Source organism: Halobacterium noricense (genome assembly GCF_021233435.1).
GTDB classification, from domain to species: Archaea; Halobacteriota; Halobacteria; order Halobacteriales; family Halobacteriaceae; genus Halobacterium; species Halobacterium noricense.
In genome coordinates, this window is record NZ_CP089468.1 from 825,715 (window position 1) to 851,392 (window position 25,678).

Sequence of the window (25,678 nt, forward strand, 5' to 3'; positions counted from 1 at the left end):
ACGCACCTCTGGACGTAGTATGTCCCGGAGCGAGCCGGTTCAGTGTCCGATTTGCGGCTGGACGGGGCACGCGAGCGACCTCGACGAGACGCCGTCGGGGTCGGCGTGCCCGACCTGTGGCGAGCCCGTCAGCGCGGCGTCGGCCTGACGGCCAGCCGCGATTTTCTCTCATTTTCGCGTCGCTCGGCGTGGACTGTGGCTTCGTCACGGGGACCTCGAACCAGAGTGACACGACCGCGGGCCAGCGATAACAACGTTTTCAAGCGCACCGACCGGAGTGAGCGTATGGACCGCGGTCTGGCGTGTTGGGTGGTCGGGTTGCTCGTCGTGGCGTCGGTCGCCGCGCCAGCGGCGGGCACCGGTGCGCCGGACGGCCCGTTCGGCGTTGCACAGGAAGAGTTCGACCCGGACGACGTGACGTTGTCCGCGGCGCTCGACGAGGACGGCAGCGCCACGTGGTCGTTCAAGTACCGGATGGAACTGACGACGGAGAACGAGACGCAGGCGTTCGAGGAGTTGCAGGCGGACATCGAGGCGAACCGGTCGAGGTACGTCGACCGGTTCCGCACCCGCATCGAGTCGACGGTAGCGTCCGCGGAGAACGCGACCGGACGCAACATGAGCGTCGAGAACGTCTCCGTGCGGGCGTTCCAGCAGACGAGCGCGGAGTTCGCCGACTCCTACGGATTCGTCGTCTACACCTTCGAGTGGTCCGGCTTCGCCGCGACCGACGGCGAGCGCATCGTCGCCGGGGACTCGCTGGCGGGGTTCTACCTGAACGAGGAGACGTCGCTGCAGTTCTCGTGGCCGGACGGCTACACGGCGACGGACGTCGACCCGGTGCCCGCCGAGGAGACGGCGACGTCCGTGCGGTGGAGCGGCCCGGCGGACTTCGGCACCGACCAGCCGCGCCTCGTCCTCGAGCCGAGCGACGGGACCGGGACGAGTGAGCCGACGGAGACGACTGCCGCGTCCAGCGGCGAGAGCAGCGTCGTGCTGCCCGCGCTCGTCGGCGCGCTCGTGGCAGTGCTCGTGGCAGCGGGCGCAGGTTGGCTCTACTTCCGTCGCGAAGGCGGCGGCACGGGTGGAGCTCCCGAACCGACCGAACCCGGCGGTGGTGGCGGCGGTGCCGGTGAAGCGACGACTGGCGTCGGGGAATCCGCCGAGGAAGGCGGTGCGGGCGCGACCGCGGGTGCAGCGGCGGGGACGGAGCCGCCCGAGGAGCTGTTGAGCAACGAGGAGCGGGTCAAGCGGTTCCTCCGCGAGCAGGGCGGCCGCGCGAAACAGCAGGACGTCGTCGAGGCGATGGGTTGGACGGAGGCCAAGACCAGCCAGGTCGTCAAGGACATGCGCGAGAGCGACGAACTGGAGTCGTTCCGTATCGGCCGCGAGAACGTCCTGAAGCTCCCGGACGCGGACATCAGCGAGGAGTAGCGGCGAACATCGTGAGCCGCGAACACAGCGAGCCGTGAGCACGGCGCGCGGACGCTGCCCACCGCGAACGTGTCTCACGGCGGCCGCGATGCGGCATCTCCTTACGTAGTGCGCAAATACTGCCGAGACATGACCGAGACCGGTCCGCTGGACAACATGCTCGCGCAGATGGAGCAGGCGCGGGAGTACGTCGACATCGACGACGGCATCTTCGAGCGACTGAAGTACCCCGAGCGGACGCTGTCCGTGAGTCTCCCCGTGGAGATGGACGACGGCTCCGTGGAAGTGTTCGAGGCCTACCGCTGCCAGTTCGACGGCGCGCGCGGCCCGTTCAAGGGCGGCATCCGCTACCACCCGAACGTCTCCGAGGAGGAGGTCTCCGCGCTCGCGGGGTGGATGACGTGGAAGACCGCGCTCGTGGACCTGCCGTTCGGCGGCGCGAAGGGCGGCATCATCTGCAACCCGAAGGAGCTCTCGCAGTCCGAAATCGAGCAGCTCACCCGCCGCTACACGGAGGGCATCCGCCGTATCATCGGCCCGGACACGGACATCCCGGCCCCGGACGTGAACACGAACCCGCGCACGATGGCGTGGATCATGGACACGTACTCCGTCTACCAGGGCTACGCCGTCCCCGAGGTCGTCACGGGGAAGCCGCCGGAAGTCGGCGGGACCGCGGGCCGCGTGGAGGCGACCGGCCGCGGCGTCACCATCGTCACCGAGGAGACCTTCGAGTTCCTCGGCACGGACATCGCGGACGCCGACATCGCCATCCAGGGGTTCGGGAACGTCGGCAGCGTGACCGCCCAACTGCTCGCCGAGCGCGACGCGAACGTCGTCGCGGTGTCTGACGTCACGGGAGCCATCTACGACCCGGACGGCCTCGACGTCGAGGCCGTCGGCGCGCACGTCGCCAACGACGGCCGCCTCGAAGACTACGACGCTCACGAGCACATCACCAACGACGACCTCCTGACGATGGACGTGGACGCGCTCATCCCCGCGGCTATCGAGGACGTCATCACGGTCGACGTCGCCGAACGCCTGGAAGCCGACGTCGTCGTGGAGGCCGCGAACGGGCCGACGACGTTCGACGCCGCGAACGTCCTCAAGGAGCGCGACGTCCCCGTCGTGCCGGACATCCTCGCCAACGCCGGCGGCGTCATCGTCTCGTACCTGGAGTGGGTGCAGAACAGCCAGCAGTACTCCTGGGAACTCGAAGAGGTCAACCGCGACCTCGAAGCGCGGCTAACGACGGCGTTCGACGAGATGCTCGCCGCCTACGAGCAGAAGGACATCCCGGACCTGCGGACCGCCGCGTACACCCTCGCGCTCGAACGCACCGCGGACGCCCACGAGTACCGCGGCCTGTTCCCGTAACCGGCGCGGCCCGACGCGTTCGGCGGCCGCCCGGAGCAGACGTGTTCTTTTCCCTAACTTTCGCCCAGACGTGAAGTAGCCCTGGCAATATTTTCTACCGGACACGGATGGCCGGCGAACCAGCCGCGTTCGCGGAACTCGAATTCGCAGTCGAAGACACGGCCTACCCAGCCGTCCGGGTGTCGCGGACGCTGGACTGCCGGCTGGAGTTGCTGGACTCGCTGCAGACTGACGACGGTTTCGTGATGTTCGTGCGGCTAGCCGACGGCGCTGCGGACGAGCTGGCCGAGCGAGCGGCGGCCGGCTCTCTCGACGGGGAAATCGACGCGCTCCAGACCGTCGGCGACGAGGTCGTCGTGGAGTTCTCCCCGACCGAATCCGTGGTCGGGACGCTGGCACACCTCGGCGTGCTGACGCAGACGGCAACCACCACCGACGACGCGGCTCGCATCACCGCCGTCGTGCCCGCCGACGCGGACCTCCAGTACGTCGTCGACCGCGTACAAGACGCCCACCCGTCTGCCGCGTTCGTGGGCAAGCGCAGTTGCGACATCGTCGCGCCGTTCGTCACGGAGAGCGGCGTGCGGTCGCTGGTCGCCGACGCGCTCACCGACCGCCAGTGGGAGGCGGCGTACCTCGCCTACGAACGCGGCTACTTCGACGAGCCACGGGGCTGCTCGCAGGCGGAACTCGCGGCTGCGATGGACATCTCCCAGAAGACGTTCAGCCAGCACCTCCACGCCGCCATCTGGAAGGTCTTCGACGTCGTCTTCGGGGGCTAGACTCCGTCGAGAATTACTACTGACAGCGGCTATCACGGCCGTACGTACCACGCCGGTCGGTGCCACGGTTCACATCACTCTATCGAGGTAGACCGCCTTTCCTATCGGCACTCCGATGTAGCGTATGTCTGGGACACGAGTGGACGATGCCTGAGCGGGATGCAGGCGGTGCGGCGGACGACGCACGAAGCGACGCGATTACGGTCCTCGTCGTCGAGGACGAGGAAGCGCTCGCGAGCCTCTACGACGCGTGGCTGAGCGACGACTACGACGTCCGCATCGCGCACACGGGTCGGGACGCCCTCGACCTGCTGGACGAGACGGTCGACGTCGTGCTGCTCGACCGGCGGCTCCCGGGGCTCTCCGGGCGGGAAGTGCTGACCGCGATTCGCGAGCAGTACGACGACTGCCAGGTCGCGATGGTGACCGCCGTCGAGCCGGGCCTCGACATCCTCGAAATGGGGTTCGACGACTACGTCACGAAGCCCGCTTCCCGGGACGACATCCGGAGCGTGGTGGCGTCGCTCGCCGACCGCAAGCAGTACGACGCCTACGTGCAGCGGTACTTCCGGCTGCTCTCGAAGCGCGCCGCTCTGGAGCGCGAAGTCGGCGACCTCGCCGAGCACCCGGAGTACGACGAACTCCGCGCGGACATCGAGGCTGTCGAGGCGAACCTCGACGGCCTCGTCGACGAATTCGGGCCGACGGACTTCGACGCGCAGTTCTACTCGTTCTCCTCGCCGAACGGCGTCGCGGACGACTGACGCAGTGGTCCGCGCTCAGACGTGGCGCGCGTACTGCGCGAGCAGGAACGTGACGAGCACGAGCACGCCGAACCCGCCGACGGCGAACCACAGGCCCGCGACCTGCGGGGCTTCCGCAATCTCGGGCGCGAGCAGCCAGACGACCGTGGCACCGGCCACGAGCAGGAGCGTGTACACGTACGCTCGCACGACGTCGTAGGCGATGCGTACGCGGTCCATACCCCGAAACTACTATTGTAGAACTTATATGTTCGGGTGAGCGGGCGGGCAGTGTTCAGATAAGCAGACGAAAGTAGCGGAGACGACGTTGCCTTTTGAAAGCCCTCGGCAGTCTCGACCGTCGGGAGACTCGCAGTGCTCGTCTCCCGTGGTCTCGTTCGTTGCACTCACGACACTCCCGCGGCTCGCTGCGCGCGTTCGCTCCCGTTGGTCGCTCACGTGCTTACTTCGCCGGGGTTCGTCGAGACCACCTCGCCCTTTCAATCCACCAGGGAACCGGCTGATTCGCCGGCTGAAGCTGCGGTCAGACCAATCCTTATCTGAACACCACCAGCGGGCGTCGCCGGGAACGCGCGACTCCGTCGGGGGGTCCGTCGGCGTCGGCGTGAAAACTCGAAGCACTTTAACGCCAGCACAGTAACGAGAGTACTATGACCGACGTAGACGTGGCCATCGTGGGCGGCGGGCCGGCGGGGTCGGCAGCCGCGTACGCGGCCGCCGACCGGGGCGCGGACGCCGTCGTCTACGAGAAGGGCGTGCCGCGGGCCGACCGCGACCGCCTCGGCCCGGACTCGACGGACGCCGCGGGGTTTCTGGACTACTGGCTGGAGGTCGCGGACCTCGACTTCGCGGAGATTCCCGACGACGTCGTCGAGCAGGAACTCGCGGGCGCGGCGTTCATCGGCCCCGACGAGGAGGTCGTCGTGGACCGCACGGGCATCGACGCCGACTACGACAACTTCGGGTTCACGTTCCACCGCGCGAAGTTCGACGACTGGCTGCGCGACCGCGCGGAGGACGCCGGTGCCGACTACGTCGCCGGCACCAGCGTCAAGGGCGTCGACTCGGACCTCTCGGGCGGCCACGAGCACGCGCTGACGTTCGGCGACGGCGAGGAAGTCACGGCGGAGTACCTCGTGCTCGCGGACGGCCCGCAGCGCCAGGTCACGATGCGCGTGCTCGACCCGCTTCTCCCCGACGGGAAACGCGCCAGCGAACTGCTCAGTCCGCCCTCCGCCAACCACATCGCCTACCAGGAGTACCGCCAGTTCCCCGCGGAGCTGTTCGACGAGGACACGCTGAAGTTCTGGTGGGGCTGGATGCCCGGCGAGACCGCCTACCCGTGGGTGTTCCCGAACCGGGACGGCGTCGCGCGCGTCGGCCTCACGATGCCCATCGGCCTGGACGTCGACGACTTCGACGCCAGCGAGTGGCGCCTGCTCCGCGAGGACGACGACCGCATCCCCTCCGGGAAGGTGTACCTCCAGCGCCTCCTCGACGAGCTGTACGGCGACGAGTACGACGTCGACGAGGACTTCCCGCTCGTGGACGGCCACGGGAAGTCCAACAGCACGGAGACGTACGCCATCTCCTCGACGCGCCCCATCGAATCCCCGACCGACGCCGGCATCGCGGTCGTCGGCGGCGCGATGGGCGCGACGTCGTCGTTCCACGAGGGCGGCGACCACGTCGCTCACCGCACCGGGAAACTCGCGGGCTGCCTCGCCGCCGAGGGCAACCTCGAGGAGTACAACGCCGCGTGGCACGACGCCATCGGCGACGAAATTCGGCGGAACGTCGCGATGGCCGACGTCGTCGGGGAGTTCGGACCCGCCGACTGGGACAAGACCATCCGCATCACTCGGCAGATGCGCGAATCCAGCGACAGCGGGAAGATTATCTCGAAGTCGAACGCGCGCTCGGCCGCGGGCGGCATCCGCCTCTACACACGCTACAAGCGCGCGAAGTTCCGCTACCGGAAGCGCAAGTACGCCCAGATTCGGGAAGGCGACTACACGCTTTGACATCCTCCCCGCGCTGAAGGGCGAGGATTCCCGAGCGTTGGGATATTACGGTTCGCAACCCACCTGTTCGCTCGGTGCGAAACGCCCCGAGGTTTGATTGAACAGGTAGGCTACTGGCCGTGCCAAACGACCGTTACTCATATCCCCAGATGGGGGACTCTGAGTTATCTTTCTGCGAATATTTACTGCACCGTTCACGTCCGCGTTCATCGTCGTCTCGCACGACTCACAGACGTACAACCCACGCTCCACACGATTCGCGTCTCGCTTCCGACCACAACACGAACACGTCTTCGACGTGTCTCGCTCGCTCGTGCGGTCTACGAGGATGCCGCGTTCTTCGGCCTTGTATTCGAGCAACGTGGTGAAGCGGTCGAACTCCCAGCCGTGGAGTTTCTTGTTCCCACGCTTGCCCCAGTTCCGAGAGTCACCGTTCTCGTCCTCACGAATCTGGCTCAAGTCACCGATGGCGATGCGACCGACTTCGTGGTCGATGCACCGCTCTACGATGTGCTTGGCGAGCGCGTGGAGGAAGTGGTCTTTCCGCCGAGACAACTTCTGACGGGCACGGAACGCTCGACGAGACGGGCCGTTTTCGCCTTCGGTATCGTACTCGTCGCGGGTGAAGTAGTGCTTGTCCTGCTTCAGCACGTTCCCCGGATACAACTCCGCATCACCATCATCGTAGGCGATAGCAAGATAGTTCTTGATACCGAGGTCGATTCCGGCGGTGTTGTCGCCCGGTGCGTCCTCGACGGGGATCTCTTTTTTGCAGACGAGGTGAAGTTCCCAACGGTCGCCGTTCCAGACAGCTCTGACTTGCTGGATGTTCTCGACGGTCACGTCCGGTCGTGTTTCGTATTCTGCGAGGATGAAGTCCGAACGGTGACTCTTGAGGTTGAAGCCTTTGCTCAGACGGAGTTGGTTGTGCTTGGAGTCGTGCTTGATACCGTTCTGTTTCCACGTCACGGTAGAGCGTGGGTGTTTGTCGCCTCGCTTTCGGTAACCGGGCGGATTTGCGTCTGTGTCGCCATTCTTGCGCTTTTTGAACCAGCCGGTGAACGACTCAGCAAGCTCTTCAAGAACTCGCTGACTTGACTGAGAATGGAGGTCACTGTATCGTTCGTGGTCTTTTAATTCGCGCTTGAGGTCGGCTTCGGACGGTATCTCGCCCGTGTCATCCCATTCTTGCTGGGTGTGGTAGCGAGCGACGTTCCACAGTTTCGACGCGGAGTGCCCGCAGTCATCGAGGTCGCCACTCACCTGAGAGTGGTTGGCGATTTTCGCTCGATGGGTGTGGGTTGTCTCCAGCATCGGACTGTGTTCATAAGTACTTATGAGAATTAGTATATTAAACGTAACGACTGAGGCGCGGAATATCTAGACTGCCATCGAACGTGGTTAATGGAGGAGTTGTCGGCTGTATCCCCGCCCTGAAGGGCGGGGTTTTAGCCTTGCAACTTCCATAACCCCGTGACTGCGGGACGCCACCGCGTCGGAACGTTCAAGCGGGCGTCGCCGCCTACTCCGAATCAGTGAGCCAACGCGAGGACTTCGTGGCCGGCGTGTGGGACACCTGCCCGACGCTTCCGGCCAACATCCCGTTCGGGTTCGTCGTCGGCGCGGCGGCCGTGCAGGCAGGCTTTTCCGGCGTGCAGATTGTCGCGATGTCCGCGACGGTGTTCGGCGGCGCGTCGCAGCTCGCGGCCATCGATCTCCTGGCCAGCAACGCGCCCCTCGCTGTCGTCGCGCTCACGGCAGTCGTCGTGAACCTCCGCTACACGATGTACAGCGCGGCTATCGCGCCGCACTTCCGTCGGCTGTCCGAGCGCTGGCGACTCGTCTGCGCGCAGTTCCTCCTGGACACGACGTTCGCCATCGCCATCACCGAGTTCGAGCGTAACGAAGACACCGACCGGCTGGCGTACTACTTCGGCACCGCCGCGGCTGTCTACGTGACGTACCTCGCCGGGACGGTCGCGGGCGTGGTGTTCGGCAACCGCATGCCCGACGGCCTCCAGTTGGACTTCGCGGTGCCGCTGCTGTTCCTCGCGTTGCTCGTCCCGTCGATTAGCGACGAGCCGACGGCCGTCGCGGCCACGGTCGGCGGCTTCGTCGCCGTCGTGGCGGTCGGTGCGCCGATGAATCTCGGCATCATCGTCGCCGGCCTCTCCGGCGTGACTGCCGCCGTGCTCGTGAGCGAGACGGGGGTGGGACAGTGAGTCTCTGGTTGGTCGTCCTCGCGGCCGCAGCCGGCACGTACGCCCTCCGGGTGTCGTTCATCGCGCTGTTCGGTCGCCTCGACGACGTTCCCCCGCGCGTCGAGCGCGTGCTCTCGTACGTGCCGCCGGCCGTACTCGCGGCCCTCGTCCTCCCGGAACTCGTCCTCAGCGACGGCACGCTCGCCGTCTCCCTCGGAAACGACCGCCTCCTCGCGGGTGCGATAGCGGCCGTCGTCGCGTGGCGGACCGAGGACATGCTCGCCACCGTCGTCGTCGGGATGGGGGTCCTGTACGCGCTCTCGCTGGTACCGTAACTGCTTCACCGGGTGAGGACGAATCGCGGGTATGCTCTCGGAAGGCGAACCCGCACCCGACTTCGAGTTGCCGAACCAGGACGGCGAGTCCGTGGCGCTCTCGGACTACGACGGCCAGTATGCTGTCGTCTACTTCTACCCGCGTGCCGACACCCCGGGCTGCACCACGGAAGCGTGTAGCTTCCGGGACAACTGGGACGAGTACACCGAGCGCGACGTCCCCGTGTTCGGCATCAGCGACGACCCCGTGAAAGACCTCAAGGACTTCGCACAGAAGTACGACCTCCCGTTCGACCTGTTGAGCGACGAGGACGGCTCGGTCTCCAGCGCCTACGACTCCTACGGCGAGAAGACCGTCTTCGGCAACGAGGTCGAGGGCGTCTTCCGGAACACGTACGTCGTCGGGCCGGACGGCAACATCGTCGCGGCGTTCGAGGGCGTCGACCCGGAGGAGCACGCCGACGAAATGCTCGCGGTCATCGACTAGTTCCAGTCGCCGCCGACGCGGTCGACGCCGTGCATCTGTACACCGGCGTGCTCGGTGAACACGACTTTGAGATTCTCGTCGGGGACGCCGAAGCGCTCGGCGGCCTCGGCCATCACGGCCGTCGCGAAAATCGGCATCGACCGCGGCGACGCTGACCGTCGGCTCCGGCACCAGCGACGACACGCCGACCACCGAGGGCGACGAACAGACGCCAGAGTCTACGACCGACGGCACGACGGCCGCTGACACGACTGACGACTCGAACGCCAATTCGCCCGGCTTCGGGCTCGCCGTCGCTGCCCTTGCGATTGCCGCAGCCGCACTGCTGGCGTCCCGAGACTAACGCACGACCTTATCTTTTCACGCTGACCGAGATGCCCTCGCCGAGCGGCACGAACGCCGTCTCGAAGTCGGGGTCGTCGCGGACGTGTTCGACGTACGCCGCGATTGCCTCCGTGTGGTCGTCGACTGGCTCCGCGCCGTCGAGCGCGGCCGTAACGTTCTCGGGTTCGACCGGGCCAGCCATCACGTTGTCCGCGACGATTATGCCGCCGTCGGCGAGCTTCTCGCGGGCGTCCTCGAACGCGTCGACGTACTGTGGTTTGTCGTGGTCCAGCAGCACGACGTCGAAGGGACCCCCGTAGCGCTCGAACGTCGCCATCGCGTCGCCAGCCTCGTAGTGCGCGGTAGCGCCGTCCTGCCGGTCGAGGAACTCCCGGGCGGTCGCGAGGTTCGACTCGTCGTAGTCCGTGAGCACGATTTCGCCGTCCGCGGGGAGTGCGGTGCGGAACCACGCCGCCGAGTAGCCGAAGCCCGAGCCGAACTCGAAGACGCGCTCGGCGTCCGCGAGCGTCGCCGCCACGCGGAAGAACTGACCGACGTCCGGGCCAACGATGGGGAAGTTCTGCTCGCGCCCGTACGCGGTCATCTCCTGGAGCAATTCGGACGGTTCGGGGTTCGCGGCGTCGAGGAGGGCGTCGATGGTGTTGCTCAATACGCGGTTCATAGGTGCGCCGTCGGGAGCGCGGCCCATAGCCGTACCGGAGTCAGCGGTTCCGGCTGACGGGAAACGTCACGCCGGGGCGACGCTCAAAGAACTACCGTCCCCGTCCACTACTCGTCGGTCCACTTGATGGAGCAACCACGGGAGGGCTGCCATTCCGTCTCGACGGGCTCGCCGGCGAGGATGCTGTCGATGGCGTCGCGGACGTCGCCACCGGGCCGCGTGGGCTTGTCGCTGGGATTGAGCGCGTCGTCGAGGCGGCCGTGGTAGGCGAGCTCGAAGCCGTCGTCGGCGTTCCGCAGGAGGAACGGGTCCGGGGTGCAGACCGCGCCGTACGCGCGAGCGACTTCCTGGGACTCGTCGCGGAGGTAGGCGTCGTACTGGATGGTGCCCTCGTCCACTAACTCCTGCATGCGCTCGAAGGAGTCGTCGGGGTACTCCTCTGCGTCGTTGGGATTGATGCCGACGACCGCGGCGTCGTCGTAGTCGTCGGCGACGTCGTTGAGCACGTCGAACTTCGCCTTCGCGTACGGGCAGTGGTTACAGGTGAACACCAGCAGGACCGCGTCGTAGTCCGCGAAGTCGTCGAGGCCGTACGTCTCGCCGTCCGTCCCCTCCAACTGGAAGTCGGGCGCGGGGTCGCCGGCGTCCCGTTCCGTCTCGGATTCCATCTCGACCATACTCGAAACCACGGCCGGGAGTGGCAAAGTAGGCCGGGGTTGCGGCACGCGCTCAGGCCGGCACGTAGCCGTCCGCGGTCGCTTCGAGTAGGCCCTCGCGGACGAGGTGGTCGAGGTGCGCGTCCGCCTCGCCGGGGCCGTGGAGGACGTGGATGCCGGCCAGCGAGCCGAACAGTTCGGCGCTGACCTCCCACGCCGTCGCGGGCGCGAGGTCGGCGACGGCTTTCTCGACGCGGGCGGTGCGCTCCTCGTGGTGGCCGGCGATGTCGCGGGCGCGTTCGGTGGGCGCGATTATCGGGCCGCGGTGCCCGGGCCACGCGCGGTCCAGGTCGAGCGCTTCGACGCGCTCCAAACTGTCGAGGTACTCGGCGAGCGGCCGGTCGACGCGGACGTCCGCGCCGCCGACGTTCGGCGTGTACTTCGGGAGCACCGCGTCCCCGACGAACGCCTCGCGGCGGTCCTCGCGTTCGACGACGTACGCGACGAGGCCGGCGGCGTGGCCGGGGAGGTGGACGACCTCGGCCTCGAACGGGCCGAGCCTGACAGTGTCGCCGTCCACGAGTTCCGTCACGTCGACCGGCTCGCCGCGGAGTCCGCGGTGCTCGGCGTTGAACGCGAGCAGCCCCTCGCGTTCGTCGTCGGGAAGCCCCCAGTCGTGGAGCGCGGCTTCCTGCGCGTCGTGGAGGTCGCTGCGGGCGCTCCCGCGCTGTGCGAGGAGGTCCGCGTCGTCCTCGTGGACGAAGACAGTGGCGTCGCTCTCGTTCTGAATCGCGCCCGCGAGCCCCGCGTGGTCGTGGTGCCAGTGCGTGAGCAGCACGCGGTCCACGTCCGCGAACGCGACGCCGCGCTCGTCGAGCGCGGCCCGCAGTTCGGCTTCGACCGCCGTCGTCGCGACACCCGTGTCGACGAGCGTCGTCGGCGCGTCCGCGTCGCCGTCTCCGAGGAGGTAGACGCTGTTGTGCCCCTCGAAGGCGGCGTTCGACAACTGAATGTGGTGCACACCACCCCGTACGCGACACCCCGACAAATGCGTACCTGCTGGTGCTACCGGACGCGGTAGGATTCGGAGCCGACGAGGAACCGCCCGAGGTCGGCCTCGCGGTGGTAGTCCGTCGCCCGGAGGTCGCGCAGCGCGTCGACGTACGCGGCCTCCTCGTCGGCGGTCCACTCACCGGGGTCGAGCGCGGGCACGACCAGCCAGCCGCTGCCGTGGAGTTCCTCGCCGTGGACGGCCGCGAGGTCGACCTCGTCCGCGACGATGGCGGTGTACGTTTCGAGGACGTGGCGGGTCGCGCGCTCCCCGACCGGCAACAGCACGTGCGCGGTGATGGCGCGCAGTTCCGCGTCGAAGAACGGCTCCATCTCCGTGTAGCCGCGCGCCGTCGGTTCGCCCTCGGGCACGCCGGCGTGGAGGTACGAGAGGAAGAGTTCGACCGGCTCGCCGTCGTCGTCGAGCAGCCCCGCGGCCGTCAGCGCCCCGTGGAAGCGCTCGGCACCGGGCGTTCCCGTGAACGGCACGCCGGTGTCACCGCCGCCGTGGACGCCCGGGTGGTCGCCGACGACGTGGAAGTCGGCGTTCGCGTCGCCGTACCCCGGGACGAACGATTCGCAGGGCGGCTGCATGCCGAACGGGTTGCTCGTGCGGTCCGTGACGTTCTGCACGACGCGCCGTAGGCGACTACGGGACTTAAGCGCCGCGAGACTGGTCGTCGTTGCCGGGCGCTGGCTGGTCGGGGGCTCGCTGGTCGCGTGTCGGCTGGTCGGCCACTTCGTCCACGACGAGCAGCGCGGCCGCCGACGCGACCAGCGCGGGGTACGCGATGACGGCGGCCATTACGACGATGGCCCCGAAGCCACCGGCGGCGAGCACGGGTGAGACGAACAGCGAGACGACCGCGACGCCGACCGCGAACAGCACGGAGAAGTAGAGGTAGTGGCCGCCGTCCAGCGCCAGCGCGACGCTCTCCACCAGCGCGTCGACGACGCCGCGGTCGCGGGCGACCACGAGGAACGGCGCGCCCCAGAGTAGGTAGCCCGCGAACAGCACGAGCGGGAACGCCACGAACGCGAGCAAGATGTTCCCGCCAGCGACGAGCAGGAACGAGAACAGACCGACGGTCAGGAATTCGACGACGCGGACGCCGAGCACGGGCAGCGCGTACGTCGCGACGTTCTCCACGAAGTCCGGCTGGACGTCGTGGGCGGCGTCATGGATGCCGCCGAGGTAGCCCGCTGTGAGCACCGCATCGACGACGAGGTAGACGGGGAGCGCGCTCAGCCGCGTCGGCGTGACGAACGAGACGCCGGTCGTCGGCGGGTCGAAGACCGTCCACAGCGTCGGAACGGCTGTCGGGAGCGCGAACTTCACGGAGACACTGAGTCCGCCATCGCTGGCGGCGGTCGCGGCGACGTTGTCGAACGCGAGCAGCGTCAGGAGCGCGGGGACGACCGCGTAGGGGGCGACGCGACCCGCGACGCGGGCCGCTCTGTCGAGGAGGGACTCGGGCATACCGACGGCATCGGCCGGCCCCGACAAACAACTTTCCCGTCCCAGTAGCTCCGGCGGGACGCCCACAGACATTTGCCGGCCGCGGCCGACGCTCCCGCCATGACCGCCGTCTGGGTGCTCGGCGACCAGCTCTCCGGCGAGCGCGGCCCGCTCGCCGACGACCCCGAGCGCGTCCTCTTCGTGGAAGCCAGCGAGTTCGCACGCCGGCAGCGCTACCACCCGCAGAAGCTCACGCTCGTCTTCGCCGCGATGCGAAACCTCGCCGACGATCTGCGAGCGGACGGCGTGGACGTCGTCTACGAACGCGCGGGCTCCTTCGGCGACGGCCTCGACGCGTACTTCGACACCCACCCAGGCGACGAATTAGTGGTTCAGCGGCCCGCGACCCACGGTGCCGCCGACCGCCTCCGGGAACTCGTCGAAGCGCGCGGCGGCAGCCTGCGCGTCGTCGAGAACGAGCAGTTCCTCCGTTCGCCCGCGGCGTTCGACGCGTGGGCCGTCGACCGCGACGGCGACGCCTACAGCCACGAGGCGTTCTACCGCTGGATGCGCCGCGAGACGGGCTACCTGTTGGTCGACGGCGACCCCGAGGGTGGCGAGTGGAACTACGACGACCAGAACCGCGAGACGCCGCCCGACGACTACGAGAGCCCGGAACTTCCGAACTTCGAGTACGGCGAGCACGTCCCCGAAGTCCGCGAGTGGGTCGCCGAGGCGTTCGACACGTGGGGCGACCCAGAGGGGTTCGGGTGGCCGGTGACCCGCGAGCACGCCGAGCGCGCACTCGCCGACTTCCTCGACCACCGGCTCGCTGACTTCGGGTCCTACGAGGACGCGATGCTCGCCGACGACTGGCACCTCGACCACAGCCTGCTGTCGGCGGCGCTGAACGTCGGCCTGCTCGGCCCGCGAGAAGTCGTGGACGCCGCCATCGCCGCGTACCGCAACCGCGACGACGTTCCACTGAACTCCATCGAGGGGTTCGTCCGCCAAGTCATCGGGTGGCGGGAGTTCGTGCGCCACGTCTACCGCCGCGAGATGCCCGCGCTGGCGGACGCGAACCAACTCGACCAGACCCGCGACCTGCCGCCGCTGTACTGGGACCCGGACGCGACCGAGATGGCCTGCGTCGGGGCTGCGGTCGGGCGCGTCCACGACCGCGGCTACACCCACCACATCGAGCGGCTGATGGTGCTGTCGAACTTCGCGTTGCTGTACGGTGCCAGCCCGCAGGCGCTCAACGAGTGGTTCTACGGCGGGTTCGTGGACGCTTACCACTGGGTCGTCACGCCGAACGTCGTCGGCATGGGATCGTTTGGCACCGCGGCGTTCACCACGAAGCCGTACGCGGCGTCCGCGAACTACGTCGACCGCATGAGCGACTTCTGTGCGGGCTGCCGGTACGACCCGGACAGCACGACCGGCCCCGACGCCTGCCCGTTCAACAGCCTCTACTGGGACTTCCTCGCCGACCACGAGGACGCCCTCCGCGCGAACCACCGGATGGGGCTGGTGTACGGCCACCTCGACGACAAGCGCGACGCCGGCAACCTCGCGGCGATTCGCGAGCGCGCCGACGAAGTTCGTTCGCTCGCCGAATCCGGGGACCTCTGAGCCGTCGCCGGATTCGGCCACCGCGTTCATGGGCGGGGCAGCACTCACGCCGATTATGGCAGGCATCAATCCGGACGCGCCGACCGACCCGCTCACCGACGTTCCCGAACACGTCGAGGGCGCGCGGCTCGCTGGCGTCGACGCGACGGGCGTCCCAATCTACTTCGACGAGGCGAACGAGCGGGCCTTCGAGGCCATCGAGCGCGACGGCGAGTGGGTCGTCGGCGAGGAGCGCACCCGCGGCGCGCTCGCGGACGTCGTCGACGACATCGGCGCGCTCACGGGCTGGAAGGTGCTCTCGCCGTTCGGCCGCGGCGAGGAGTGAGTGTGGTCGCGGCGGGGAGCGGGCTGGCCGTCGCGCCGCGGACCCGATTACGGAGACGTAACGGGCTATCGTTAGGTAGCCTTAACTGGCGGTCGGCCCTATTGGTGGTCATGAGCGATACCGAGCAGTTGCCCGCGTGGTGTCCCGGCGACGGCTGGTGTTCGATTACCGCGACGGCCTCCCTCGTCGGGAAGAAGTGGCACCCAGTCATCATCCACCGGCTGCTCACGCGCGGCCCGCTCGGCTTCAACGCCCTCCAGGAGGAAGTCGACGGCATCTCCAGCAAGGTGCTCTCCGAGAGCCTCGACGACCTGGAGGAGAAGCAGGTCGTCTCCCGGACCATCGTCAGCGAGAAGCCCGTCCGCGTGGAGTACGCGCTCACCGAACTCGGCGAGTCCCTAAAACCGGTCGTGACCGCGCTCGAAGACTGGGGGAACGAACACCTCGAACCGGTCGACGAAGAAGCGGCCTCGCTCGTCTGAACGTCACGAACGGGAGAAAAACCTGCGGCTCCGAACGGAGCGAAACGTGACGACCGGAGGAACCGCTAGTCGAGAACGGCTTCCGCTTCGGCTTCTTTCTCGGCGGGCTCCTCGGCGTCCTCCTCGCTCTCGTCGATGGAGAGCCGGTAGAGGTTCTGCCGGGCGTCCGGGATGTAGATGTCCTTCTCCACGACGTCGGCGTCCTGGAGGCGGTCGAGGGCGTCCCGGACCGTGCGCTGGGACAGCCGGGAGTTCTCGACGATCTGTTTCTGCGTGAGTCCGCCGTTGTACTCCAGTACTTTCAGCACGAGCTTCGCACTCGGGGGTAGGTCCTGAACGAGTTCGTCGGTCGTCGTCATCTACTACATACTGGGGACGCCACCCCCTTTAGCGCTCGGTAACGGAGGTGTGAGCCAGTTACCATCGGGTAACCTCCCCCCGGTTCGCGGCGCGGAACCGCGACGCTATTCCGGGCGAGTACGCGGTACAGCGCGAGGATAGCCGGACCGCTACACGGTGTCGGCGTGGACGTCTTCGGTGTACGTGCGCTTCCACGCGACGACGTTCTCGATGGCGTCCCGGCCCGCGTCCGTGATGCGGTAGTAGTTCGTCCGGGAGTCGCGTTCGCCCTTCTCGACGAGGCCGCGCTCGGCCAGCGAGTCGAGGTTCTGGTAGACGCGGGCGTGCAACACCTCAGAGCCGTAGTACGATTCGAGTTCCGACTGAATTTCCATGCCCTTCGGGTCGTCGAGCCCGCAGAGCACGCAGAGGATGTCCCGCTGGAAGCCCGTCGTCTCGTCTCGCTGTCCCATAGACAGACTCACTCATCGTAAAATTATAACTATTTCGCCGGGAAGTTAACTGCAGTCAGTCGGCGAGCTCCGCTTCGTAGCCCGCGAACTCCACCGACTCCACGAGGTCCTCGACGTCGGCGTCGCCCTCGACGGTTGCGACGCCCTCCTCGCGGTCCGCGTTCGTCTCGTCGACGCCGTCCACGCCGGACAGCGCGTTCTCGACGATGTCCTCGCAGCCCTCACAGCCCATGCTTTCGACGGTGAGTGTCGTCGTCATGTCGACAGCACGTACACAGTCCGCCGGCTAGGGTTTTTCGGCTTCTCGCGAAGCCGCCAAACGAGTCGCTGCGGAGTTCGCTACCGCCCGAACAGCCGATAGTCCTCGTCCGGCGTGTATCTCCTGAACAGCAGGCTGTTCGTGAGCACGCTGACGCTGGAGATGGCCATCGCGACCGCCGCCAGCACCGGCTGGAGCAGCCCCAGCGACGCCAGCGGAATCATCGCGGTGTTGTAGCCCAGCGCCCAGAAGAGGTTCTGCTTGATCTTCGAGAGCGTCCCCTCGCTGACGCGGATGGCCTTCACGACGTCGTAGGGGTCGTCGCGCATCAGCGTGACGTCCGCGGCCTCGATGGCGACGTCCGTCCCGGAGCCGATGGCGACGCCGACGTACGCCGTCGCGAGCGCGGGCGCGTCGTTGACGCCGTCCCCGACCATCATCGCCTGCGTGCCGTCCGCCTGAATGGCTTCGACGGCGTCCGCCTTCTCGTCGGGGAGCACGCTCGCCCGGACGTTCTCGGGGTCGACGCCGACCTGCTCGGCGACGGCGCGCGCGGTGCGTTCGTTGTCCCCCGTAATCACGTGCACGTCGACGCCGCGCTCGCGGAGGTCCGCGACGGCGCGCGCCGAACTCTCCTTGACGGTGTCGGCGTCCGCGACGACGCCTGCGACGCGGCCGTCGACGGCGACCAGCATCGCCGTCTTTCCCTCGCGTTCGAGGCGCTCCATCTCGGCTTCCGCGGGCGTGACGTCGACGCCTGCGTCTTCGAGGAGCTTCCGGTTGCCGACGAGCACCTCGCGCCCGTCGACAGTGGCTCTCACGCCCTGCCCGGGGACGTTCTCGAACTCCTCGGCGTCGCCGACGTCGACGCCGCGCTCGCGCGCGCCCTCGACGATTGCCTGGCCGAGCGGGTGCTCACTGCCGGATTCGGCGGCTGCGGCCATCCGGAGGACGAACGACTCGTCGTCCGCCTCTTCGGATTCGGGTGCCGCCACTGCGCCGCCGTCCGGGGCCGCGTGCTCGTCGTCCAGGATGGCAACGACGTCGGTCAGTTCCATCTCGCCGGTCGTGAGCGTGCCCGTCTTGTCGAAGACGACCGTGTCGACGTCCCGAACGCGTTCGAGGATGTCGCCGCCCTTGAACAGGACGCCGTTCTGCGCGCCGATGCTCGTGCCGACCATCGTCGCCGCGGGCGTCGCGAGCCCGAGCGCGCAGGGGCACGCGATGAGCACCGCCGACGCGAACACGACGACGCTGAACTCGAAGACGCCCACCGCCGCGGGCCCGCCGACCACGACGCCCCACAGCGGGAGCGCGCCGACGACGCCCGCGAGCGCGTCGGGGAATGCGTACCAGACGACCGCCCAGAAGACGGCGTTGAGGATGACCGCGGGCACGAAGTACGCGGAGATGCGGTCGGCGACGTTCTGAATCTCCGGCTGGCGGGACTGGGCCTCCTTGACCGTCTGGACGATTTGCTGGATGGCCGTGTCCTCGCCGACCTTCGTCGCCTCCACGACGAGCACGCCGTTCTCGTTGACGGTGGAGCCGACCACTTCGTCGCCGGATTCCTTCGAGACTGGAACCGATTCGCCGGTCACCATCGATTCGTCGACCGCGGACTCGCCCTCGACGACTACGCCGTCCGTGGGAATCTTCTCGCCGGGCCGCACCTTCATCCGGTCGCCGACTTCGACCTCGGAGAGCGGAATCTCTTCTTCAGTACCGTCCTCGCGAACGACGGTCGCGGTGTCGGCCTCCATTTCGAGGAGCTTCCGGAGGGCGTCGCTGGCTTGGCTCTTCGAGCGGGCTTCGAGGTAGTTCCCGAGCGTGATGAATACGAGGATGAGCGCGGCCGTGTCGAAGTACAGCCCCGCCTCCGGGAGGATACCGAGCAGCGCGACGACGGAGTAGCCGTACGCGGTCGTCGAGCCGAGCGCGATGAGCACGTCCATGTTCGCGGTCCGATTCTTCACCAGCGCCTTGTAGGAATTTTCCAGGAACTCGCGGCCGAGAACCGCGTAGACCGGCGTCGCGAGCAGGAACTCCACCCAGCCGAAGCGCGCGCCGAAGACGGTCTCCGGGAGGATACCCCCGCCGAGGAGGTGGGTCTCCACGACGAAGAACAACAGCGGCACGGACAGCAGCGCGCCGAACAGCGTGAGGTTGCGCTGGCGGCGGGTCTCGGCCTCACGCGCCGCGTCGGCAGCGCTCCGACTATCCTCCGTGCTCTCGCTGTCCTCCCCGCTCTCCTCGTGGACGGGCGTGTAGCCAGCGTCTTCGATGGCCGCGTAGACGTCGTCGAAGTCCACCTCCGCGGGGTTGTAGCGGACGCTGACCTCGTCGGTGGCGTAGTTCGCGTCCACCGAGATAACGCCTGCTACGTCGCCGACGGCGTCCTCGATGGTCGTCGCGCAGTTCGCACACGACATGTCCGTCACGGAAATCGCCCGGTCGTCGTCGACGGGGTCGTAGCCGGCGTCCTCGATGGCCGCGTAGATGCCGGCCAGCGACGCCTCGTCGGGGTCGTACTCGACGGTGCCGCCGTCCGTCGCGAAGTTCACGTCGGCGTCGTGGACGCCGTCGAGGGCGGTGACCGCGTCCGCCACGGTCGACGCGCAGTTCGCGCACGTCATCCCCGAGACGTCGATGTGGATTCGGCGCTCTGTCATTACGTGCTAGTACGGTCTACTCGTTCAAGCGAATTCCCCCTTCGGAAGCAAACTACAGAACGAGTCGTACCTTCGAATCCAAAACGACTGGCCGGGGATGCTACGCAACTCACAGGTGAAGGACGGCGAACGCGGCGGCGAGGCCAGCGAGCGCGACGAGGTTGAGGCCGACGGACTGCTTGTGGTAGCGCGCGAACGCGTCGGAGCCGGCAGCCTCCATCTTCGGAATCAACTGATAGCGCGCGTAGAGGTTCGCGAGGAACGCCGCCACGACGCCGACGTCCGCGACGAGGGCTGGCTCGGCGACGTCGGCGACGGTGGGTCCGAGCGCCCACACGACGAGTACGATTGTGCCCATCCAGATGCCGAACGAGTAGTAGCGCGGGAAGACGACGTTGACCGCGTCGCCGGCGCGCTCCTCGCCGAGTTCGTCGAACAGCGCGGGCGCGGCGACGAACGAGAAGAAGACGATGCTGCCGAGCCACATGCCGAGCGCGGCGTGCACGACGAGGGAGCCGAGACTCATGTCCACCACCTCGGTGGCCAGCCCTCTCAACGTTCGGGTTTTAAGTCCAGTGCGCGGGTAGCTCACAGCGATGTCGAGACAGGAGCGCCGCGTGCTCGCGTACGCCGGCCTCCTCGTGGCCGTCGCAGCGACGTACACCGTCGCGTTCAAGCACGGGATGGCGTTCTTCGAGGGCCGCGAACTGACCTACGTCGAGTCCCTCCAGTTCGTCGGGCAGACGTTCACCACCACTGGGTACGGCGAGTACGCGCCGTGGACGTCGAACGTGATGCTGATTACGGTTGTCGTGATGCAGCTCAGCGGCGTCTTCCTCATCTTCCTGACGCTGCCGCTGTTCGTCGTGCCGTGGATAGAGGAGCGCCTGGAGGTCGAGCCGCCCCACAGCGTCGACCTCGAAGACCACGTCGTCATCTGCGGGTTCGGGGCGCGCGACGAGACGCTCGCCGCGGAACTGGACGCGCAGGGCGTCGAGTACGTCGTCCTCACCGACGACCGCGAGACCGCGCTCTCGCTGTACGAGGACGGCTGGCGCGCGGTCCACGGCGACCCGGAGACCGAGCGCGGCCTCGAACGCGCGAACGTCGCGGACGCCCGCACGGTCGTCCTCGACGAGAGCGACGAGCGCAACGCCACCATCGCGTTGACCGTCGGCGACCTCGCGCCCAACGTCCAGACGGTCTGTTTCGTGGAGGACCCGTCGCTGGCGGAGTACCTCCGGTACGCGGGCGCGGACCGCGTGCTCGGGCCGCGGGAGATTCTCGGCCGGAGCCTCGCGCGCAACGTCACGACCAGCATCACGTCCCGGCTCGGAGACGCGGTCGAAATCGGCGAGAACTTCGAGGTCGTGGAGATGCCCGTCCAGTACGGCAGCGACCTCGACCGTGCCACGCTCCGCGAGACTGACCTGCTCGAACCCGGCGGCGTGAACGCGGTCGGCGCGTGGTTCGCGGGCGAGTTCGTCGGCTCCCCGGACCCCGACCGCGAGCTCACGCGCAACACCGTGTTGCTGGTCGCCGGCCGCGAGGACGACCTCGAAGCCTTCGAGGAGCGCACGCTCGCGCCCACCGACGAACAGGGCGACGAGTACGTCGTCGTCGCGGGGTACGGCGAGGTCGGGTCGACCGTCCGCGAGGTGCTCGACGAGGAAGACATCGACACGACGGTCGTGGACATCGAGGACCGCCCCGGCGTGGACATCGTTGGGGATGCAACGGAGGGCGGGACGCTGCGCACCGCGGGCATCGAGGACGCGACCGCGCTCGTGCTCGCGCTCGGCGACGACACGTCGACGGTGTTCGCCACGCTCGTCGCCCGTGAAGAGAGCGAGCGCGTGGAGATTCTCTGCCGGGCGAACGACACCGAGAGCGCCCGGAAGCTCTACGCGGCGGGCGCGGACTACGTGCTGTCGCTGGCGACCGTCGCCGGCCGGATGCTCGCCCAGACCATCCTCGACGAGGACGTGATGGCCCTCGACAAGCAAATCGACGTCGTGCGCACCGAGGCACCGGCGCTCGTCGGACAGACGCTCGCGGAGGCGGACGTCCGCGCTCGCACCGGGTGTACGGTGGTCGCGGTCCAGCGCAACGGCGACGTCGTCTCCCAGCCCGACGCCGACTTCCGGATTCGCGAGGGGGACGCGCTCGTCGTGGTGGGCGCGGACGCGGACGTCGCGCGGTTCAACGAGGTCGCGGGCGTGCATGTTGGCCCCCCGTGACCACGCACGCGAGCAACGCCATTGAAGTGATATTTTGTCGGCGAGCGCGCACGACCAGACGCGGGCGTACGGACGCTGCGGGGCGGCTATCCGCCGATTGAAACCGGCGTAGGCCCCGCTATCCCGCACATACTTATGTGTCTCCGTACAACTATCGGCCAGCGGAACAGGCCGAAGCGATGTCGGTTTCGCCCGTACAAATGACGTACAACGTCGATGGGGTACTCCCCACCGGGCTCGTTTCGGGGTTCGACGACGGCACGAACCTCCTGTTGAGCGGCCCGGCGATGTCCGGTAAGCGCGAGCTCCTCCTGTCGCTGCTGGCGCGCGGCGAGGCCGACGGCGATGGTTCCGTCATCGTGACGGCCCGCGACCCGGCAGAGGAGGTGGCCACCGAGTACGCCGACGCGGTCGGCGCGGAGCCCCGGTTCCTCCGCATCATCGACTGCGTCAGCGCACAGAGCGGCAGCGCTACGAACGGCGACAACACCCACTACGTCTCCTCACCGGGCGACCTGACGGGGATGGGCATCGAGTTCTCGGAAGTCGCGCGCAGCGCCGGCGGCGCGGGCGTCGACCGGCTTCGCGTGGGCTTCGACTCGCTGTCCCCCCTGTTGATGTACGTCGACCTCCAGCGGCTCTTCCGGTTCCTCCACGTGTTCACGAGCCAGATACAGTCACAGGGCTGGCTGGGCGTGTTCTCTGTCGACCCGGAGAGCCACGACGACCAGACCATCAACACCATCAGCCAGCTGTTCGACGGCGTTATCGACGTCCGGCTGACTGACGACGGCGACCGCGAAGTCCGCGTGCGTGGCGTCACCGACACGCCGACCGAGTGGACCGTCGTGGAGTGAGCAACGGTTCTTTCGCCGCCGTTGCAGTCGAACGAACTAAACATGCGCCGAGCACCTCTGCGAACAGATGCCGGCTTTCGGTGACGAATCTGGGAATTTCCGAAACCTCCTCTCGGGAAACGAGCCATATTTCGTGCTCGCTGTCGCTGCTGGCGAACGAACTGCGTGTGGGGCCTGTGCCGGTCGTACGATACGGCTTAGCGACTCGATGAAAGAAGCGAAGTGGAACGACCTAGTCGACGTGGAGAAACGACGGTTTCTCGAATCTGTGTCCGACCGTCGCGTACAGGTCGCCTACGCCGTCGCTGAACGGAGCGATTTCGACCGGATGCGGCACAGCTATGCTCTGTACGATGAGACCAGGATGCACGTTCGACCGACGAGCTTCGTGACCGGCGCTATGCTGCGCTCCTTCTTTCGTTCGAGGAATCGGTACGTGCGTTCGAGTTCGATAAAGTCTGGTCCGACGACATCTCCGCGGCTGTCGTCGACGTTCTGAACGAAGTAGGTACTTCGTTCGACGCCATCCCCGTGATTTCGAGCCAATCGAAGGGAGTACAAACAGCAGACTGCGCAGCTGGAGCGGTTCGAGAGCACGCTCTAAACGGGGGATGGCAATCAGCACTCCGGGATTGGAGCGACGAGTCGGAGTACGCACTAGCCACTGTCGAGAAGTGGCTCTCGGAATATCGCACGTAGAACGTCGGCCCGCGAGTGGCCTTTCACCCACTTGCACTCGCCGGCTGCCCTCTTAGAGTGGATGGCCAGCGAGCGCGAGGAGCTTTTAACTCCGATGCGGGGGCATCGCCCACCTCGCGGTGTTATCGACAAGAGAGTCTTGCGCTTGGTGTCTGATAAATCTAACTGCGCTCCACGGCGTTCGATAAATACGAGTTACCAGCCTCCGCGAACTGCCGTTTTCTATCCGCGGTTCTTTCGCAGTTTGTCTTCGTGAACCCGTGCTATCTGACTGTCTAGTGCTCTTCTCTCCGGACTGAACGTGAGGTGCGTGGAGCACTCGCAGTCCGACGCACCCAAGCCCGCCAGCGGCGTTCCAGCCTCGTTCAGCGCACGTGCCGTCTCGCACTCGATTTCCTCGTTCTCCGTGACGTAGACTTCCCGAATACGTGATTCAGGGTGCCCGAGCAAGTAGTCGACGTGCCAGTGGCGGGCGTCGGACTCGCCGCGTGCGAGCCGCTGGTGACGCTCGACGCGCGTCAGTCCGCCCGCCCCGAACGCGCTGCCCGTGTACGCGTACCAGCCCGCGTCGAGGTCGTACTCACCGCGCGCCCCGAATTCGACGGTCGCCGGCCCCGCGAGTTCCACGAGCAGCGTGTACGTGCCCGGCCGCATCCTCACTCGTGGCCCGAGGCGGGCACTGGCTCGTAGGGTTCTTCGAGGTGCTCGATGTCCGAGTCCGAGAGGTCGATGTCGAGGGCTTCGACGGCGTCCTCCAGGTGTTCGATGCTCGTCGTGCCGACGATGGGCGCGTCCACGCGGTCCTTGTGGAACAGCCACGCGAGCGCGATTTGGGCCATCTTCACGTCCTTCTCGTCGGCGAGCTCCTGCACGCGCTCGTTGACTTCCGGGCCGCTGCCTTCCCGGTAGGGGTGCTCGTAGAGGCGCTTCTCGCTGGCACCACGCTGAGTGGCTTTAACGTCCTCGTGAGGCCGCGTGAGGTAGCCGCGCGCGAGCGGCGACCACGGCATCACGCCGATACCTTCCTTCTCGCAGAGCGGCAGCATCTCGCGTTCCTCCTCCCGGTAGACGAGGTTGTAGTGATTCTGCATCGTCACGAACCGCTCGTCGTCCTCGCGGTCGCTGGTGTGCAGCGCGTCCGCGAACTGGTGAGCCCACTGCGAGGACGCTCCGATGTAGCGCGTCTTCCCGCGCCGCACGGCGTCCGTGAGCGCCGCCAGCGTCTCGTCGATGGGTGTGTCGTAGTCCCAGCGGTGGGTCTGGTAGAGGTCAACCGTCTCCATCCCGAGGCGGTCCAGCGAATTCTCCAACTCCTGTTCGACGGCCTTCCGGGAGAGTCCGCCGGAGTTCGGGTCGTCGGGGTCCATCTGGAAGTACCCCTTCGTGGCGACGACCTGCGCGTCGCGGTCGTAGTCCGCGAGCACGTTCCCGAGGATGCGCTCGCTCTCGCCCTCGGAGTACATGTTCGCCGTATCGAAGAAGTTCACGCCCAACTCGATGGCGCGCTCGATGACGGGCCGCGCGTCCTCCTCGTCTAGCACCCACGGCCGCCACTCCGAGGACCCGAAGCTCATACACCCAAGACAGATTCGGGAGACCTCCATCCCGGTGTCGCCGAGTGTCGTGTGCTCCATACGGGAGGCGTCGGCCGCGTGTCTCAAAGTCGTTCGCCCGGCGGCAGTCGCGGGTGGGAGCCTCAGAAGAGGCCGACCCCAACCGCGTACTCCCACTCCGTGCCGCTAATCGCGAGGAACGTCAGCGCCGCGCCGAGCAGTTCGCCGTTCTTGATGAAGTCGGTCATCTCGCTCTGTGTCTGCTCCTCGGCCACTGCCCAGAAGTTGTGAATCGCGGGCGACGTGACGAGGAGGAACACCGCGACCATGCCCGCGCCGATAGTGGCGTACGCGCCGGCGAGGATGGAGAGGCCGCCGAGTATCAACATCACGCCCGATGCGACGACGCCGACGCGCGGCGCGGGCACACCTTTCGCGTCCGCGTAGCCCGTGAGCTGGTCGACGTTCATGAAGTGGTTGACGCCCTGGAACGCGATGAGGCCGCCGAACAGTACGCGGCCCACCAGCAGGAACACTGCAGCGGTACCGGTTATCGCCACGACCGC

General features: G+C 67.3%; 29 protein-coding genes and 1 pseudogene. 14 read left to right on the plus strand and 16 right to left on the minus strand.

Annotation, left to right across the window (positions count from 1 at the left end; all coding sequences use genetic code 11):
- Nucleotides 1-19 precede the first annotated feature (19 nt).
- The 5 genes from LT974_RS17725 to LT974_RS04640 all read left to right on the plus strand — a co-directional run bounded on the left by LT974_RS17725 (nt 20) and on the right by LT974_RS04640 (nt 4,360).
- Complete coding sequence (locus LT974_RS17725; protein ID WP_269069708.1) at nt 20-148, plus strand: hypothetical protein; 129 nt, start codon at nt 20-22, stop codon at nt 146-148.
- Nucleotides 149-285: 137 nt separating this feature from the next.
- Nucleotides 286-1,434 (plus strand): helix-turn-helix transcriptional regulator, encoded by a 1,149-nt coding sequence (locus LT974_RS04625; protein WP_232589504.1) that lies wholly within the window; start codon nt 286-288, stop codon nt 1,432-1,434.
- Between the two features lie 129 nt (nt 1,435-1,563).
- Nucleotides 1,564-2,814, plus strand: a complete 1,251-nt coding sequence (locus LT974_RS04630) for a Glu/Leu/Phe/Val family dehydrogenase (RefSeq protein WP_232589505.1) — start codon at nt 1,564-1,566, stop codon at nt 2,812-2,814.
- Between the two features lie 107 nt (nt 2,815-2,921).
- Nucleotides 2,922-3,596: a helix-turn-helix domain-containing protein gene (locus tag LT974_RS04635; RefSeq protein ID WP_232589506.1), complete on the plus strand. Its 675-nt coding sequence runs from the start codon at nt 2,922-2,924 to the stop codon at nt 3,594-3,596.
- A gap of 146 nt (nt 3,597-3,742) precedes the next feature.
- Nucleotides 3,743-4,360 (plus strand): response regulator transcription factor, encoded by a 618-nt coding sequence (locus LT974_RS04640; RefSeq protein ID WP_232589507.1) that lies wholly within the window; start codon nt 3,743-3,745, stop codon nt 4,358-4,360.
- Between the two features lie 15 nt (nt 4,361-4,375).
- On the opposite strand, the gene LT974_RS04645 is transcribed toward LT974_RS04640, so the two are convergent.
- Entirely contained in the window at nt 4,376-4,579 is a 204-nt protein-coding gene (locus LT974_RS04645) for a hypothetical protein (protein ID WP_232589508.1), read from the minus strand.
- A gap of 431 nt (nt 4,580-5,010) precedes the next feature.
- Here LT974_RS04645 and LT974_RS04650 point away from each other — a divergent pair, with 431 nt between their 5' ends.
- Nucleotides 5,011-6,384 (plus strand): NAD(P)/FAD-dependent oxidoreductase, encoded by a 1,374-nt coding sequence (locus LT974_RS04650; RefSeq protein WP_232589509.1) that lies wholly within the window; start codon nt 5,011-5,013, stop codon nt 6,382-6,384.
- A gap of 45 nt (nt 6,385-6,429) precedes the next feature.
- On the opposite strand, the gene LT974_RS04655 is transcribed toward LT974_RS04650, so the two are convergent.
- Nucleotides 6,430-7,698: an RNA-guided endonuclease InsQ/TnpB family protein gene (locus tag LT974_RS04655; protein WP_232589510.1), complete on the minus strand. Its 1,269-nt coding sequence runs from the start codon at nt 7,696-7,698 to the stop codon at nt 6,430-6,432.
- A gap of 221 nt (nt 7,699-7,919) precedes the next feature.
- Here LT974_RS04655 and LT974_RS04660 point away from each other — a divergent pair, with 221 nt between their 5' ends.
- The 3 genes from LT974_RS04660 to bcp are packed head-to-tail and all read left to right on the plus strand — an operon-like array spanning nt 7,920 to nt 9,407.
- Nucleotides 7,920-8,606: an AzlC family ABC transporter permease gene (locus LT974_RS04660; RefSeq protein WP_232589512.1), complete on the plus strand. Its 687-nt coding sequence runs from the start codon at nt 7,920-7,922 to the stop codon at nt 8,604-8,606.
- Nucleotides 8,603-8,920, plus strand: a complete 318-nt coding sequence (locus tag LT974_RS04665) for an AzlD domain-containing protein (RefSeq protein ID WP_232589513.1) — start codon at nt 8,603-8,605, stop codon at nt 8,918-8,920. The genes LT974_RS04660 and LT974_RS04665 overlap by 4 nt, the downstream gene beginning before the upstream one ends.
- 31 nt (nt 8,921-8,951) lie before the next feature.
- Nucleotides 8,952-9,407 (plus strand): thioredoxin-dependent thiol peroxidase, encoded by a 456-nt coding sequence (gene bcp, locus LT974_RS04670; RefSeq protein WP_232589514.1) that lies wholly within the window; start codon nt 8,952-8,954, stop codon nt 9,405-9,407.
- Here bcp and LT974_RS04675 read toward each other — a convergent pair.
- The 6 genes and pseudogenes from LT974_RS04675 to LT974_RS04700 form a co-directional block, all read right to left on the minus strand.
- Nucleotides 9,404-9,535: pseudogene (locus tag LT974_RS04675) on the minus strand (tautomerase); the annotation flags it as partial. The gene bcp and the pseudogene LT974_RS04675 sit on opposite strands and share 4 nt — an antisense overlap.
- Nucleotides 9,536-9,759: 224 nt before the next feature.
- The gene (locus LT974_RS04680; protein ID WP_232589516.1) at nt 9,760-10,413 is read right to left on the minus strand and encodes an O-methyltransferase; all 654 of its coding nucleotides are present in this window, start codon (nt 10,411-10,413) and stop codon (nt 9,760-9,762) included.
- Between the two features lie 107 nt (nt 10,414-10,520).
- Entirely contained in the window at nt 10,521-11,090 is a 570-nt protein-coding gene (locus LT974_RS04685) for a thioredoxin family protein (protein ID WP_232589517.1), read from the minus strand.
- Nucleotides 11,091-11,142: 52 nt separating this feature from the next.
- The gene (locus LT974_RS04690) at nt 11,143-12,090 is read right to left on the minus strand and encodes an MBL fold metallo-hydrolase (RefSeq protein WP_232589518.1); all 948 of its coding nucleotides are present in this window, start codon (nt 12,088-12,090) and stop codon (nt 11,143-11,145) included.
- A 44-nt stretch (nt 12,091-12,134) separates the two neighbouring features.
- A complete protein-coding gene (locus tag LT974_RS04695) occupies nt 12,135-12,752 on the minus strand; it encodes a uracil-DNA glycosylase family protein (RefSeq protein ID WP_232589520.1) in 618 nt (205 codons plus the stop codon).
- 25 nt (nt 12,753-12,777) lie between these two features.
- Complete coding sequence (locus tag LT974_RS04700; protein ID WP_232589521.1) at nt 12,778-13,599, minus strand: hypothetical protein; 822 nt, start codon at nt 13,597-13,599, stop codon at nt 12,778-12,780.
- A 99-nt stretch (nt 13,600-13,698) separates the two neighbouring features.
- On the opposite strand from LT974_RS04700, the gene LT974_RS04705 reads away from it, so the two are divergent.
- From LT974_RS04705 to LT974_RS04715, 3 genes are all read left to right on the plus strand, one after another.
- On the plus strand, nt 13,699-15,213 hold the full coding sequence (locus LT974_RS04705) for a cryptochrome/photolyase family protein (protein WP_232589522.1): 1,515 nt from the start codon (nt 13,699-13,701) through the stop codon (nt 15,211-15,213).
- A gap of 55 nt (nt 15,214-15,268) precedes the next feature.
- A complete protein-coding gene (locus LT974_RS04710) occupies nt 15,269-15,538 on the plus strand; it encodes a hypothetical protein (protein WP_232589523.1) in 270 nt (89 codons plus the stop codon).
- 110 nt (nt 15,539-15,648) lie between these two features.
- Nucleotides 15,649-16,020, plus strand: a complete 372-nt coding sequence (locus LT974_RS04715; RefSeq protein ID WP_232589524.1) for a winged helix-turn-helix transcriptional regulator — start codon at nt 15,649-15,651, stop codon at nt 16,018-16,020.
- A gap of 65 nt (nt 16,021-16,085) precedes the next feature.
- Here LT974_RS04715 and LT974_RS04720 read toward each other — a convergent pair whose 3' ends face one another.
- The 5 genes from LT974_RS04720 to LT974_RS04740 form a co-directional block, all read right to left on the minus strand.
- Nucleotides 16,086-16,379, minus strand: a complete 294-nt coding sequence (locus LT974_RS04720) for a MarR family transcriptional regulator (RefSeq protein ID WP_232589525.1) — start codon at nt 16,377-16,379, stop codon at nt 16,086-16,088.
- 150 nt (nt 16,380-16,529) lie between these two features.
- A complete protein-coding gene (locus LT974_RS04725) occupies nt 16,530-16,832 on the minus strand; it encodes an archaellum operon transcriptional activator EarA family protein (protein ID WP_232589526.1) in 303 nt (100 codons plus the stop codon).
- A 55-nt stretch (nt 16,833-16,887) separates the two neighbouring features.
- Nucleotides 16,888-17,091 carry a heavy-metal-associated domain-containing protein gene (locus LT974_RS04730; RefSeq protein WP_232589527.1) on the minus strand — a complete coding sequence of 68 codons (204 nt, stop codon included), beginning with the start codon at nt 17,089-17,091 and terminating at the stop codon, nt 16,888-16,890.
- Between the two features lie 80 nt (nt 17,092-17,171).
- The gene (locus LT974_RS04735) at nt 17,172-19,763 is read right to left on the minus strand and encodes a heavy metal translocating P-type ATPase (RefSeq protein ID WP_232589529.1); all 2,592 of its coding nucleotides are present in this window, start codon (nt 19,761-19,763) and stop codon (nt 17,172-17,174) included.
- 109 nt (nt 19,764-19,872) lie between these two features.
- Nucleotides 19,873-20,289, minus strand: coding sequence for a DUF4149 domain-containing protein (locus tag LT974_RS04740; RefSeq protein ID WP_232589530.1), 417 nt, complete (start codon nt 20,287-20,289; stop codon nt 19,873-19,875).
- 70 nt (nt 20,290-20,359) lie between these two features.
- Between LT974_RS04740 and LT974_RS04745 the strand changes: the two genes are divergently transcribed.
- Both LT974_RS04745 and LT974_RS04750 read left to right on the plus strand, forming a co-directional pair.
- Nucleotides 20,360-22,003 (plus strand): potassium channel family protein, encoded by a 1,644-nt coding sequence (locus LT974_RS04745; protein ID WP_232589531.1) that lies wholly within the window; start codon nt 20,360-20,362, stop codon nt 22,001-22,003.
- Between the two features lie 200 nt (nt 22,004-22,203).
- Entirely contained in the window at nt 22,204-22,860 is a 657-nt protein-coding gene (locus LT974_RS04750; protein WP_232589532.1) for an RAD55 family ATPase, read from the plus strand.
- A 921-nt stretch (nt 22,861-23,781) separates the two neighbouring features.
- Here the strand turns inward: LT974_RS04750 and LT974_RS04755 are convergent.
- From LT974_RS04755 to LT974_RS04765, 3 genes are all read right to left on the minus strand, one after another.
- Nucleotides 23,782-24,213, minus strand: coding sequence for a GIY-YIG nuclease family protein (locus LT974_RS04755; RefSeq protein WP_232589533.1), 432 nt, complete (start codon nt 24,211-24,213; stop codon nt 23,782-23,784).
- Between the two features lie 2 nt (nt 24,214-24,215).
- Nucleotides 24,216-25,193, minus strand: a complete 978-nt coding sequence (locus LT974_RS04760) for an aldo/keto reductase (protein WP_232589534.1) — start codon at nt 25,191-25,193, stop codon at nt 24,216-24,218.
- Nucleotides 25,194-25,255: 62 nt separating this feature from the next.
- Complete coding sequence (locus LT974_RS04765; protein ID WP_232589535.1) at nt 25,256-25,672, minus strand: DoxX family protein; 417 nt, start codon at nt 25,670-25,672, stop codon at nt 25,256-25,258.
- Nucleotides 25,673-25,678 lie beyond the last annotated feature (6 nt).